Origin of the sequence: Candidatus Desulfosporosinus nitrosoreducens, assembly GCF_030954495.1 — a bacterium.
Taxonomy (GTDB): Bacteria; Bacillota; Desulfitobacteriia; order Desulfitobacteriales; family Desulfitobacteriaceae; genus Desulfosporosinus; species Desulfosporosinus nitrosoreducens.
This window is the reverse complement of the sequence record NZ_JAVHUW010000084.1, coordinates 1-13,121: the sequence shown is the minus strand read 5'-3', so window position 1 is coordinate 13,121 and position 13,121 is coordinate 1. Positions and strand designations below refer to the sequence as shown.

Sequence of the window (13,121 nt, the reverse complement as noted above, 5' to 3'; positions counted from 1 at the left end):
CCCCCCCGCGTACTGAGTTAAGCTAGACGGTCAATCTTGTTTCCTAGATATGTTGGATTCTTAATTTTTGTCGCTTTAGCTGATAAGGACTGAGTTTCAGCTATCTTCTCACTCATACTTTCCTTTGCTTCTTCACTCGTGCCCTTTTTGGCCATGACATTTTGGTTCACCAATGTCATTTTGGATAACATATGGTTACTTCCGATTGATGCAATCATGTAATTCATCTCCTTTCTAAGCTTATCTTAGCGCTTTAACATTAAAAGAAGATTAAACCATCATTAAAAGCCAGCGAAGAAGTTTTCGCTGGCTCTATGACTCTTAGTACTGGAGTGGTTGTACCTCTACTAAAGTGGATGTTCTTTGCTTTGTGAGTCGAATGAGCTCAGAGCCATCATCAGAGATGTAATTCTCATCCCCGTGTAATTGAACCTCTGTCAGATGGCCCGCTGTATCAATATAGGCTTTCTGCTGATCATAAACGATCACTTGTCCTTTAGTGCCAATCACCGCACACGAGCTGTTGTTAAATGGAATCGCACCTTCCCACTCGGTCGCCAGTGAAGGGTTATTCCTCATATGGATAAGATCGGATGTTGTTTTAATTTTTATAAGTTGGTTATTTTGTATCTCCCCAATATACACTTTTCCATCTTTAATACCCAATATTCCATCATTACTATTTTCGGAAATGATCGGACGCTTTGCGCTATCTAAAGCGATGATCCGACGGGCACCACTTTCTCTACTGTCCAGAAAAAGAGTTCCATAACGATCCGAGGCAGCCATATTGTCAATCGTCTCCCCCGACTGGCTTAGAGTTCGAACGTTTTTCATCACATCTATTTCTAATAGCAATTCTCTAGAAGCATCTTTTACAGTGAGGTATATCAAATTGGTGGACGTGGAAACAACCAAGTTTTTAATTTTGCCCCTTGCCGGAAAGGCATCAATTGTTTGATTAAACCGATCGTCAGGAGCAGCATTTTCGTTACTATTGGGAAGATCCAGGGAGTAGAGCTCTGTGATTTGCGCATTCCCATACCGCCTTTCAAGATGAGGCGCTGCAGTTACCTCCTTAGTCACTGTTTTTGAAACTTCGTGCAAAATTTTTTGATTGGGATCTTCTGTTTTCGGTGGTACCGGAGCTGAACCATAAGCTGATGACGGTACCTGAATCGTAGTTTTAGGAGGATAAACAGTAACATAGCTAACTGGATCGGGATTTTTCCTGGCATAAAAATACAGTAATGTATTGCGGTCCGGCAACCATTGGTACGTAAGTACACCTAAACTTTTATCACTGGCGGAGGGCGGCGCTTTTTGAAAAACTATTTTGTTCTTTTTAAGATTAAAAACTTTCAAGGTACCATTTTCCTCATAAGCCAAGTAGTCTTTAGCGTAAGAAATTTTGACATCTGAAAGCTCAATGTCAGGGATATTGGCTTTGAGCTGGGTCGTAATCAGTGGAATGCCGGACGCAGGCGGAGGGGATATAACTTTTTGAACTTGGTTATTTAGAATGCAGTAACCTCCATATTGCAAAAGTACTGAGATCAATGTCCAAACGAAAGCGATACGTAATTTCTTCCTCATACCAGATTTCTCCTTTTTCAAACCTTCCTGAAAACTTAAGATAACTACATAGCCTATGGGGTAACGATAAAAGCAGTAGGAATATAGCGCTCGCCAAAAATATCCCAAAGCTTGTTCGCTACTTGGCCATTATAGACAAGTTCTGACGAAGAACCACCATCTAGATTGACTGCAGTTACAGCATGATAATTAGCGAAGACATTCATGAGGTCACGCAAGGTTGCTCCCAGACTCCAAGTCGGTTGTCGGCCATCAATAACCACAAAAATAACAGTTCCATCAGCCATTTGTCCGATTCCCGTACGAGGTGCAATCCCCCAGCCACCGTCCCCCGAAATAATGGGTTTTCCACCTACTATAAGATTGGGGCCAAAGGTAACAGCTTCAAGGATATGTTTCTCTGATATTTGAGTAGCTGCCATATTGCCGACAATTAATTTCCCTTGATCATTAAACCCCACAATATTAACAGGCTTATTGCCCACGTTATTGTGGACTATGTTTCCACCGTGCACTGTTAAACCGTCCGGAAATGCTCCGTTACCTTTACCATTTGGATCATAGAACCCACCTGCATTAATGCCGGCAACCGCTCCCGTGTCTTTGACAAGATCGCTGACCCTCTCTCCCGTTATCCCAATTTCTTTAGTAACTGCCACTTTTATTCGTTGGGGGTCCTTGATCAGCATCACTTTCCCTTTGAAATTTGGCCCTTGAATATCTTCGATAGTAATACCTGAACCTGTATCAGCCATCACCTTTTTACGCCCAATCGTTCCACCGTTATTTACTCCTTGAGAATTATTAAGGTTCATAATCCTGTCTATTTCTGTCTGGGAAAGAAAAGCCTTGACAACCTGAGGATGGCGTGAGGTATAAACTGAGCCAACCGCCATTGTTTTGAGCGCCTGAAAAGGGCCCCAGAACAACACAAAAGGAGCAAGCAATCCAACAAGGATAATATTATAGGCTAAAAACGCTATCATAGCTTTCAATCGAATTCTGCGCTTGCTTTTCATGAAATCTCTTCTTCTCCTTTTCTAACTAAATCACTTGGTAAAGCTTAGACCCCAAGGCTATGCTATTTTACCATTCAAAGATTAAAGCAAGATGAAAAATAGCGAAAATTGTTGAACACAAAAAAGAGCCACATTCACGGCTCTCTATCCTAAGAAAATAATAAGCAGTTAGGGTTAATAGCAAAGCTTACTGGTTAAAATCTAACCAGTTATAAATAAAAAAAATTTAATAATTTTAAGGCAAAATAAAGGTTTATATTGTATCATCTTATCTGTACTAAAAACCGATATTTTCCTTTGGCAAAGAAACTACCTAGACACTTGTAACTTATTTTAAGGAGGACCCCGTATATGAACTCGTTTGACCTTCAGGGATACCATATGTTTAACCAATTTGCCGGTCATCATGTGCTGCTTGACAGGATCTTTCCCTTTTTCGCCCAATACTCTCTCGAAGTTTATATTATTCTATTTATTATTGCCTGGTTTACCCTGCCAAAGTCTGAAGCCAGGCAGCGGCATGCCCTGCTCATTATGGGATTGTCCGGTGTGTTAGGGCTAATCATCAACATCCTTCTATCACACCTCTACTTCCGGCCACGCCCTTTTACTGTACTTCCTAAGGGTACGTTCACTCAGCTTATTCCCCATACTGCGGATGCTTCATTTCCAAGCGATCATACAACCGGGAGCTTTGGATTTGCTGCAGCATCCTGGGGAAAAGCCCCTAAATGGATTACGATCAGTTTTACTATCTTAGCAGTACTTAACGCCATCGGCCGCCTATATGTGGGAGTACACTGGCCGACCGATGTCATTGCCGGAATTATTATTGGTACGCTCTGCGGACGATTACTTTGGAAGTTTAGTTCCTTCTTTCAGCCACTCACAGATTTTGGACTTCGCTTATTCCATTATGGAATAAGTGAACATAATGATTCAAAGTAGTAATGAAACCAAGAGAAATAATGAAGCCCTTTGAATCTGGCCTGGTTCAAAGGACAATTAATTAATGCTAAAACCATATATTCGAATTATCCAAAAGGTATTGAAAAAACTCTTAACTTTTTTATATCCAACTAAGTCTTGACAACCCTAATTCCATAATCAAACTGTGCAAGCCCATAATAGCGTTTAGCGTTAGGGACTTGCATTTTCTATTATTTGCCCAACAATTTTATTACTAAACGGAAGGCCCCCATCGTTTCCGATAAGAGCCAGTTAAATAGGACAAGCAATTTATTTGAATATAGCCGAGAAAAGCGAAATAGAGGACGTGTTCGAAGCCGTCTCAACTTATTCGAACCTTAGCGCATCAATTGGATCCATTGATGCGGCTTTTCGAGCTGGGAATACTCCAAAAATAATACCAATCACGGCCGAAAAGCCAAAGGCTATTAACACTGATGTTATTGAAATACTAGTACTCATCTTTAAAGCAGACCCGATTAGAATAGACCCAGCGGAACCAAGAATAATACCAATCCCACCTCCCAAAATACTTATGACGATTGTCTCAATGAGAAATTGCAACAGAATATCGTTGTTTTTAGCCCCGATAGCCTTCCGAATACCAATCTCGCGAGTTCGTTCTGTCACTGAAACAAGCATGATATTCATGATCCCAATTCCCCCGACCAGTAGTGAAATCCCCGCAATTCCTCCAAGAAGCATTGTTAGGGTTTGAGTGACTCCTTGCATAGAAGCCAACACATCCGCTTGATTCTGAATCGAGAAATCATCTACTTGGCCATCCTTTATCTTATGAGCTTTGCGCATATCCAGCGTAATTTCATCTTGTGCCGCTTGCATCTCATTTGCCGATGTAGCTGAGATTAAAATACTACGCAACGTCTTTCTTCCAATTAAGCGCTCTTGAACGGTTGTAATAGGAGCAAGAATCATATCGTCACTACTCATAAAACCAGTTGACCCGGTACTGGTTGTCACGCCGATTACTTGAAAAGGCACACCTTTTATCTTGATCGTTTTGCCAATGATATTGGCGTCAGGATCTCCCATAAGATTTGTAACTACGGTAGGACCGAGTACCGCAACACGTGCATTTCTATCAACATCTTCTTTGGTAATGAATCGGCCGCTGGCTATGGTAACGTTTTTAATAATTTGATAGCTCTCATTGGTTCCACTAATTTGGGTTAGCGTATTTCCTGCACCATATACCACCTGATAGTCATTATCTGTATAGGGTGCTACTGCTTTCACGGTCGTTCCAACTTGAATCTTAGCTAAATCCGTAATAGTCAAGGTTGTTAAACTTCCCGCTCCCCCCTTAACCCCACCCGAGTTAGATTGACCCGGGCTAACCGTGAGAAGATTTGAACCTAATCCTTGAATTTGAGATGTTATTTGTGCAGTTGCTCCATTACCGATACCTACCATAGCTATGACCGCTGCTACACCGATAATCATCCCAAGCATTGTCAGAGCCGACCTTAGTTTATTTGCTCTCAAAGCTCTGACGGAAATCCTAATACTTTCAAAAAGGTTCAACTTTTCTCCTCCTTCCACCAATCATTTCATCTTGTTTATTCGTTCCAAAGAACTGCTTCCTTCTTTCGATATTTCAACCATAACCAAAGAGCCATTTTGCCCCCCAAGATGGACGTATCCCTTCCACCTTTCGCCCAGTTAACCGTCCCAAGGTGACAACTCCTTCATCTGTTTCTCCCCACTCTCAATCCCCTACTATATTTTTCAAACAACTTTAACATTTTTATCTTAGAAAAAACTTAGAAATAGTAACATATATCACGCAAAAGACTAACTCACTCTTCAATCATTCAGAGCTTCCCAACCGAAGCACCCTATGTAAAAGTATGGTTTTGGCCAATTTATTTACGAGGCATCGATACTTTCCATATTATGGAGCATTATATAGGAGGAGTTTATCTCCTGTTCTGTTTCGGATTTTTTGCCTTGCTCTGGTTTTGTTTAAGACCCACTCTTATCGGAGTAAACAAAATAAGGAGGGCTTAACGCTCTCCTTTTAACATAATAACAGTTTTTAATTGCCCTACGTCCCATCATCTAACGAAGGTAACATTGCTCAGATTCCGGTCCGGCATATCGTCTTCCCTGCTGTTTTTATAGCCAAGAGCCACTGAGGTATAGGGCTTAAAACCGGCGGGTATTTTTAGTTCAGACCTCAATTCAGCGCCTTGCGGTGAAAAAAAGGCAAGCAGGTCGAAAAATATCCAGCATGATCCTATCTCCATAGACTCGGCGGCAAGCAGAATGTTCTGGGTTGCCGCCGCACAATCCGCTTCAGGACTTACCGATTGTTCCCTGCCGGAAATAATAAGAAGCGTGGGGGCACCATAGAGGCTATGAAAGTTCTCATCACGGCCTAATTTCCGTAAACCTTCAAGAGCCATAGTTTGGGCAACCTCTTTTGCGATAGAGTTTAGCTTATGCAACAAGTTCTTATTTTGAATCACCGTGATATACCGTGATCCTTCCTCCGCGTAAGGGGCATAATTTCCTGCTTCCACAATGGCCTTTAACTCTTCGTCCTTTATTTTTTCATCCTTAAAACTCCTAATGCTTCTGCGCTGTCTGATGACTCTCAGGGTTGGATTGTCCATGATGAATTCCTCCCTCATTTCTCCGGAAAGCTTAAATTTTAGTTTAACGGTCTGCAAAGCTTTAAACTATAGTCTTCATATTGCCTTACAGCTGTCAAGTATTCAAATACTAATTAATCCTTCAAACATTAATTTAACCCAAAACCTTTAGCGGCATTAATTGCCTGATATGTTAGTCAGGCCGGTATTTACTACGGTTATATTTGCTCCATAACTCAAGGGGTGCTCTTTTTCCTCAAAGTTGCGCTATAATTGATGTTAGAGAAAGACTATCGCAATGATAATTCCTGAACAGTGGACGGCAAGAGGCAGCTAGGCTTAGGCCTTATTCAGCGGAAAAGAGGGGGCAAATTTAACGGTGAAGAATAATTATACGGAACCAAACTTAAAATCTTCGGCAATTATAATAATTGACATGCAAAATGATTTCGTACTGCCTAAGGCCATTGCTGAAATAAAGGGAAGCTATGCTCTCCAAGATAATCTCGTCACCTTATTGAACCAGGCCAGAATCTCCCGGGTTCCCATCATCCATGTGATCCGGTTATATGAAGAAGACGGTTCGAATGTTGATTTATGCCGGAAATCGGTTGTGCAATCAGGCCATAAAATTGTCACGCCTTTTTCCGAAGGTGCGGAAATTCTTGACGCTTTAACACCGCCTAAAACCTTTTTAGATTTTCCTTTGCTTTTAAAAGGTGAATTTCAACAATGCGGCGACCAGGAGTGGATTATGTATAAACCGCGCTGGGGCGCTTTTTATAAAACAGACTTAGAAACGTTTTTGCGGGAACGCCAGGTTGACACTCTGATTTTCGGAGGCTGCAATTTCCCTAATTGTCCCAGAACCAGTATATACGAGGCAAGTGAGAGAGATTTTAAAATCATACTGGCCCGTGACGCAATGTCCCAGCTCTATGCTAAAGGGCTTGAGGAAATGGCAAATATTGAGGTCAAGCTTATGTCAACTGCCGAACTGGTGAAAGCTTATCAAGAATAGCTTTTCAAGCATTAACGTCATGGAGGAAAACAAAGGCAAGGTCTGATTTATGTCCCTTGCCTTTGTTGCCTTTAGTTATCCCTTTTCATTTTAAAAATGAGCTGTACGAAGCCAGGAGAGATCAGGTTTCCGCCACAACTCTGCAAGGGAGCCCCGAAAATCCGCTCATATTCACGGGAAAAGTATAGACGGTAAAGGGTTTGCCTTTTGTCTCCTCAGAGAGCAAATCCAGATTGTTAAGATTTTCAATGATAAATATTCCTCTATCGGCGCAATACTGATCAATCCTTGGATGGTCTTTAGGCTGTTTGGCGCCTCCCATGTCTACTCCGATAAAACTCACTTTTTGGGCAATCAAGGCGTCGATTAATTCATCGGCAAGCTCAAGATAAGTGGAAAAGTATTCTTTTGTCCCATAACCATATTTTTTTAAGATTCCGGAGTAAAACATGACAAAATCATTGGGTTGTATGAGGCTCAAATCGATATCTTTGAGGTTCACTTCTCCGCTTTTCAGGTTGCTTACATCAAAGACTCTGCCTTTGGTGATCATCTTTTCCAGGGGAAATTCCTTATCCATAACATCGAAATGAGTCCCAACGTGACCGGCTTTCTCTGTACTCTGGCCAACACTTTGCGCAAATATCCCCAGCGCTTCCAGTACTTTTTTATCAACTTTAAAGCTTAAATCATATCTCATACGGATGCCTCCCAACTAAAAATTTAATTTCCCAGGAAATAATATGATATTAACACAGTATTATTTCCTTGTAAACTATTATTTTGCCGCTATTTACAGGAAATTATGGTTGTTGTATAATTATATCGTTTCCACCGAAACTAAAATCAGCAAAGGAGTTCCCCAGAATGAACAACGCACCGGCACGGGAGATAACTGTGATCATCAATAAATTAGTATCCTTTTTTGATCTTATCAACGATTACGCGGAAAGCCATGAAAAATCGTTTACAGATTTACTGAGCCAATCTGATAAACACGATTATAAATTCATCTTAACCAAAAACCTCATGCTTTCGGAAATTCACGTTATTGATTGTATCGGAAAACGCCAATTGCCCAATGCCACCTTTATTGCCAAGGAATTGAGTATGACCAAAGGGGCTATCTCCAAAATAACTTCTAAATTATTGGAAAAAGAACTCATCAAAGCAAATCACCTGGAAGACAACCGCAAAGAAATTTATTATACCCTGACAGCCCCTGGCAAAAAAATTTATGAAATCCATAAACAACTCCACGACCTGGAAAATGAAAGAATCATAGCTATTCTGACTCAATACGGCAAAGATGAATTACAGGTAATCGGTAATTTTTTAGATGATTTATTGACGAAGCTCTAGACCTGGACAGGGCTGCGCCAGAAAAAAATAGGACTGTTGCCTGCCAGTATTTTTTAAGTTTTTACAAAAACCATGTGTAAACGTGATTGAATCCACTCTTTACGCCTGGTTTTTAGCAAGCGTACAAATAATTTTCGAAATATTTGCATTTCAGCGACAGGATTTGCTTAAGCCGGAGCGAACTTATTGAGCAGTATATTTTAAGGAGGGAGATCTGTATGGAAAGTAAAATTGCCGCAGCTATCAAAAGCAAATATTCACCGGTTGCCGTTCTCTGGTCAAATGAAAAGCCCGCAGGAGCCATCCAATTTAAGGAGGGAAAATGGGGCTGTGTGGCTTCAGTTCTATTTAAAGCGGCCCAAGGCCACACTGCCGTCTTCGATGAAAAAACCACCGGCTGCCGCGGCGGGGCCGTCGGCCTTGGTTTCCAAAGTTTCGAGCCTGGCTATATTGAATATTTTCTTTCCACAGGATTGCCTGAGCGCAATATTCCGGGAGAATTTCACCGCAAAAACCCGGAAATGGCCCGAGGTTTTACAGCACAGCTTCCTAAGGTTCAAATCCCCACAAACTATGTTGTTTTCAAACCTTTAAATCAAGTCGGCGAAGATGAACATCCTCAAGCTGTCATTTTCTTTGTTAACCCGGACCAGCTTTCAGCCTGTGTCATGTTTGCCAACTATGACAGACCTACCAAAGACAATGCCATCCTCTATTCTGCTGCCGGCTGCCACCAAACAATCCTCGAAACCATTGCCCAAAATTCCTTGGATAACCCCAAAGCGATCGTCGGACTTACGGATATTTCAGCGCGGCGTTTTATAGACAAGGACTTGTTGACCTTTAGCCTCCCCTACAAACGCTTTGTTGAACTGGAAGCGGAAGTGGAGGAAAGTTTCCTGACCAAAGAAGAATGGCTAAAATTAAGGGACCGTTAGACACCCGCAACTTCGCAGCAAGTTTAGGATACTCGCGGAAATAGAAAGCTTGACGATTTTACTACTCGTCAAGCTTTTAATGTATCGCTAAGGCGGAGCCTTTGCTCAGCCCCCGGCTGCCGCGGGTTACCAGCGCAATCTGGAATTTTCAAGGTAGACACCCTGTTGCTTAGCGCAGCACCGGCAGACGGTAAAAAGGGATCGCCTTTTTCAGATTGTTTTACAGATTGTTGTTTTAGGGGGCGTTTTTGCGGAATAGATTTTGCGGGGCAGCTATTCCTTATTCACTATTCAGTGTAAAATAATTCACTTGCTTTTATCTCCGGATGGTGGTAACGCTCCACGCCTATAGTTCCCTTCTTGTATTGAATCGCCCTCTGGGGGCACCATTGCAGACAGGCAAAGCAGAATTGACAATTTTCCGACTTCCATTTCGGCTTGCCATTAACCATTTCGATGTTATGAGCCGGGCAAATCTTACTGCAGTTTGAACAACTGACACACCTTTCCTCCACATAAAAACCTTTATCCAAGGAGGTTTTGGCCGAATTATAACCGCCATTATACGTTAGACGTTCAAAGAAGCTCTTGAGTTTTTTATTTTTAGGCGGAATCCTTTGGAATTTACGGATGCTCTCCGCAATCTGAGGAATTTGCCTGGCTTCGTCGGCGAAGAGTCGACTTTTCTCTTGTGCCGTTGTCAGATGATCCCTTGCCGGCACATTATGCGGCATTTGCACAGCAAAACATGCCGCTAAAGCAAGCTCTTTGGCGGCCAGAAGCCTGGCAATTTGCTCGGAAACAATTCCCGCACCCTGGCGGTCTCCATGGGTGGAAACGACAAAGATATAGGGCGATGAGCCGACGATCTCCAAATGTTGGATAAATTGACCTACCAGTTTGGGTATGCCGCTAAAAATTGTCGGCAATATGAAACCAATAACCTCCGCATCAGTAACCAGCGGTTGAGATAGCCTTTCCTGTCTGATTTGCACTAACTTTACATTCTCAAGGTATTGTGCCAGATCTTTAGACACTTTCAAGCTGTTGCCCGTACCTGTAAAGTAGAATATTGTGGTATTCATCTGAATTCCTTTCTATGGCTAAATTGCTTAAAACCATTAAGTTTCCAGGAAACAATTAGCAGGACATTTTATGTTTGTCCTTTTGCTATGAATTTATAAGCCAGTTTTCAGCTTCAGTGCGGTTATTAAATAGCCGAAAGCTGTTTCCTTTATTAGCCTCAGCCCAAAGCTCTTTGAATTTCCCTTTAATTTCCTGGGGGTCTGCCAGCAGAACCGCTGTTTTTACATGGTAATTTACGAATTTTTGCAATATGCTTCCCGCCAGTCCTGTCCTCAGCTTGAAAAAATCATCCTCCAAGGCTTCCGCGCCAATCATTAAGCGATTGGTGTCATTCTCAAAACAAGCGCCAATTAAATCCAAGGCGTTTTGCTCATTGCGGATTGGTGTTGCTGCTGAGGCACATTCGATATATTTTTGAGCGTTTTTTTCGATAACAGCATAATTCATTGTTTTGGCCTCCCCGTTATAGTCGCCAAGCTCAGTGCCCAGCTTTTTCAGCCATTCCAACTCATTTTCGTAGGAAGAGATGATATTTTGGTGAATCATCTTCCATATAAGTTCTTCTCTTGGAGTCCTGGCGGGAGAAAAACTGCCCCTGCGTCTTATTTCCTGCTGCGCTAAAATCTGCATTTTGATTTCATATGCGTATTGAGACAATAAAGCACTTAGCTCACCGGCATTCAGTTGATCCCCCCAGGCAAGCTGGACTAAAAATGGTTTTTTAAATTCCGGAGGCTCAGGCGAAATAAGCACCCATTCCTTGAGCTCGGCTAATCCCTCTTTAGTAATTGTATAAACTTTTTTGGAAGGAGAGCTTTCCTGATGCTGAACTTCATTTGTCACATAGCCTTCATCTAAAAGCTCTACTAAAGATTTATAGATTTGATTATTGTTGCCGGACCAATGCATGAAAGGCGAATCCTGAATAATTTTTTTCAAATCGTATCCGGTTAAGGACTTGCAGCTTAAAATTCCTAAAATCGCGTATTTAATTGACATTGTGCAGCACCTCTATCATTTATCATATGTTAATAATAACATATGATAAATGATGATGTCAACAGCTTTAAACACTTCTCACCTCTCACCTGTCAAACAGGTTAAAGTCAGGCTTTCTGGAAAATTTGTAAAAAACAGCCCCGCAACGATTTGCAGGACTTGATATAGTTGGGACATCTTGAGGGGTGCTTGCTCCGTGCTCTATCTGTGATCTGTCCGTGATTTAATGGTTAATGTGACGTTTCTTCCCCGCGCGGAATTTCTCTGAGATTTTACAGGTTTATTTCCTAAATAAAATATGTCCTTTGAGTAATAATAACTGAAAGGAGTTGAGATTATGCGGCTTGAACTGAGCAAGGAAGCCTTGACAGCCAACGAGATTTCCAGCCTTTGGACTGCATTTATGAAAAACAGTATGGAAATTAGATTTCTCGAATATTTATTGGAAACCGTAGAAGACGGTGAAATCAGGAGACTTATCGGCAAGATGCTAAATCAGCGCGAAAAGGGCATCAATTACCTTACGGATCTCCTCTCCGGGGAAAATATCTCTATTCCCTTGGGATTTACAGAGGATGACGTCTGCTTGAAAGAACCAAAAGTATTTACCGATACTTTTATTTTGTTCTTCTGCTATGACCTGATTTTATTCTCAATAAATGTTTATGCAAGCGCCCTGTTTGATTGTGTCAGGAACGATGTCAGAGAGTATTTTCAATCCAGCCTGGAACATAATATTGAGATGCAAAATCTTATGATTGAACTTGAGATATCCAAGGGGGTTCATTTAAGCTTCCCCAAAGTAACTATCGACAACGATGTCGATTTAGTAAATGATATGAGCTTTTTAAGCGGCATTTTCGGTGAGGCCAGACCTATTAATGTCAGCGAGATTGCTAATCTCTCCAAAATAATCAACCGGGCACAGTTCTCCAAAATGATCCTCGTATCCTTTAGCAAGTTGTCTAAGTCCAACCATATTTCGCAGCACTTCAGCAGAGGCAGAGATGAAGTGCAGAGAGTGTTAGACGTATTAACTCATGTTCTGGACAAAGAAAATATTCCGGTGTCAGCCTCAAGTGATTTTCAGATAGCTGATATCAAGGCCTCTCCTTTTTCCGATAAATTAATGCTCTTCTTTGCCAATATGTGTTTAGGCACTTTATGTTTTACTATGATAACCCAGGCCATAACCTCATGCCTTAGAAATGATTTGATCTTGAAGATCTCCAAAATTTCCAACGACTTGAAGTTTTATTATTTAGATGGCATAAAATTATCGATTAAAGAAGGCTGGCTGGAAAGACCTCCGCAGTCAGTTAACAGATAAAGAAGACTTGATTCAGGTGGAGTTTTAACTCCATCTGAAGCTTAGTCGCCCTTATCCAGGGACTTAGCCGCTCTTAACTCACCGCTTGCCGAAGCGGGAGTCCTAGCGCGGATTAGTCAGCGGATAAATTGAGAAAGGCTCTGATCCTCACTTAATTGCAAAGTGGGGATTATTTTTCTTTAT

At 41.6% G+C, this 13,121-nt stretch carries 13 protein-coding genes; 5 read left to right on the top strand and 8 right to left on the bottom strand.

Features of this window, described 5'->3' with window-relative positions; genetic code table 11:
- Positions 1 to 17: 17 nt before the first annotated feature.
- The 3 genes from REC12_RS25785 to REC12_RS25775 form a co-directional block, all read right to left on the bottom strand.
- Positions 18 to 218, bottom strand: coding sequence for a hypothetical protein (locus REC12_RS25785; RefSeq protein ID WP_308899204.1), 201 nt, complete (start codon positions 216 to 218; stop codon positions 18 to 20).
- 103 nt (positions 219 to 321) lie between these two features.
- Positions 322 to 1,596 (bottom strand): hypothetical protein, encoded by a 1,275-nt coding sequence (locus tag REC12_RS25780; RefSeq protein ID WP_308899203.1) that lies wholly within the window; start codon positions 1,594 to 1,596, stop codon positions 322 to 324.
- Between the two features lie 53 nt (positions 1,597 to 1,649).
- Positions 1,650 to 2,615: a phosphodiester glycosidase family protein gene (locus tag REC12_RS25775; protein ID WP_308899201.1), complete on the bottom strand. Its 966-nt coding sequence runs from the start codon at positions 2,613 to 2,615 to the stop codon at positions 1,650 to 1,652.
- Positions 2,616 to 2,966: 351 nt separating this feature from the next.
- Here REC12_RS25775 and REC12_RS25770 point away from each other — a divergent pair, with 351 nt between their 5' ends.
- Positions 2,967 to 3,563 carry a phosphatase PAP2 family protein gene (locus REC12_RS25770; protein ID WP_308899199.1) on the top strand — a complete coding sequence of 199 codons (597 nt, stop codon included), beginning with the start codon at positions 2,967 to 2,969 and terminating at the stop codon, positions 3,561 to 3,563.
- A 348-nt stretch (positions 3,564 to 3,911) separates the two neighbouring features.
- Here the strand turns inward: REC12_RS25770 and REC12_RS25765 are convergent, their stop codons facing one another.
- On the bottom strand, positions 3,912 to 5,129 hold the full coding sequence (locus REC12_RS25765; protein WP_308899198.1) for an ABC transporter permease: 1,218 nt from the start codon (positions 5,127 to 5,129) through the stop codon (positions 3,912 to 3,914).
- A 533-nt stretch (positions 5,130 to 5,662) separates the two neighbouring features.
- The gene (locus REC12_RS25760; protein WP_308899196.1) at positions 5,663 to 6,223 is read right to left on the bottom strand and encodes a nitroreductase family protein; all 561 of its coding nucleotides are present in this window, start codon (positions 6,221 to 6,223) and stop codon (positions 5,663 to 5,665) included.
- Positions 6,224 to 6,581: 358 nt separating this feature from the next.
- Between REC12_RS25760 and REC12_RS25755 the strand changes: the two genes are divergently transcribed.
- Positions 6,582 to 7,223 carry a cysteine hydrolase family protein gene (locus REC12_RS25755; protein ID WP_308899194.1) on the top strand — a complete coding sequence of 214 codons (642 nt, stop codon included), beginning with the start codon at positions 6,582 to 6,584 and terminating at the stop codon, positions 7,221 to 7,223.
- Between the two features lie 121 nt (positions 7,224 to 7,344).
- Here REC12_RS25755 and REC12_RS25750 read toward each other — a convergent pair whose 3' ends face one another.
- A complete protein-coding gene (locus REC12_RS25750; protein WP_308899193.1) occupies positions 7,345 to 7,923 on the bottom strand; it encodes a cyclase family protein in 579 nt (192 codons plus the stop codon).
- A gap of 167 nt (positions 7,924 to 8,090) precedes the next feature.
- Here REC12_RS25750 and REC12_RS25745 point away from each other — a divergent pair, with 167 nt between their 5' ends.
- Complete coding sequence (locus REC12_RS25745; RefSeq protein ID WP_308899191.1) at positions 8,091 to 8,585, top strand: MarR family transcriptional regulator; 495 nt, start codon at positions 8,091 to 8,093, stop codon at positions 8,583 to 8,585.
- Between the two features lie 218 nt (positions 8,586 to 8,803).
- On the top strand, positions 8,804 to 9,523 hold the full coding sequence (locus REC12_RS25740) for a DUF169 domain-containing protein (RefSeq protein WP_308899189.1): 720 nt from the start codon (positions 8,804 to 8,806) through the stop codon (positions 9,521 to 9,523).
- A gap of 287 nt (positions 9,524 to 9,810) precedes the next feature.
- Here REC12_RS25740 and REC12_RS25735 read toward each other — a convergent pair whose 3' ends face one another.
- Positions 9,811 to 10,608 carry an EFR1 family ferrodoxin gene (locus tag REC12_RS25735; RefSeq protein WP_308899187.1) on the bottom strand — a complete coding sequence of 266 codons (798 nt, stop codon included), beginning with the start codon at positions 10,606 to 10,608 and terminating at the stop codon, positions 9,811 to 9,813.
- Between the two features lie 85 nt (positions 10,609 to 10,693).
- Positions 10,694 to 11,608, bottom strand: a complete 915-nt coding sequence (locus tag REC12_RS25730) for a PadR family transcriptional regulator (RefSeq protein WP_308899186.1) — start codon at positions 11,606 to 11,608, stop codon at positions 10,694 to 10,696.
- A gap of 337 nt (positions 11,609 to 11,945) precedes the next feature.
- On the opposite strand from REC12_RS25730, the gene REC12_RS25725 reads away from it, so the two are divergent.
- Positions 11,946 to 12,938: a DUF3231 family protein gene (locus tag REC12_RS25725; protein WP_308899184.1), complete on the top strand. Its 993-nt coding sequence runs from the start codon at positions 11,946 to 11,948 to the stop codon at positions 12,936 to 12,938.
- Positions 12,939 to 13,121: the final 183 nt, after the last annotated feature.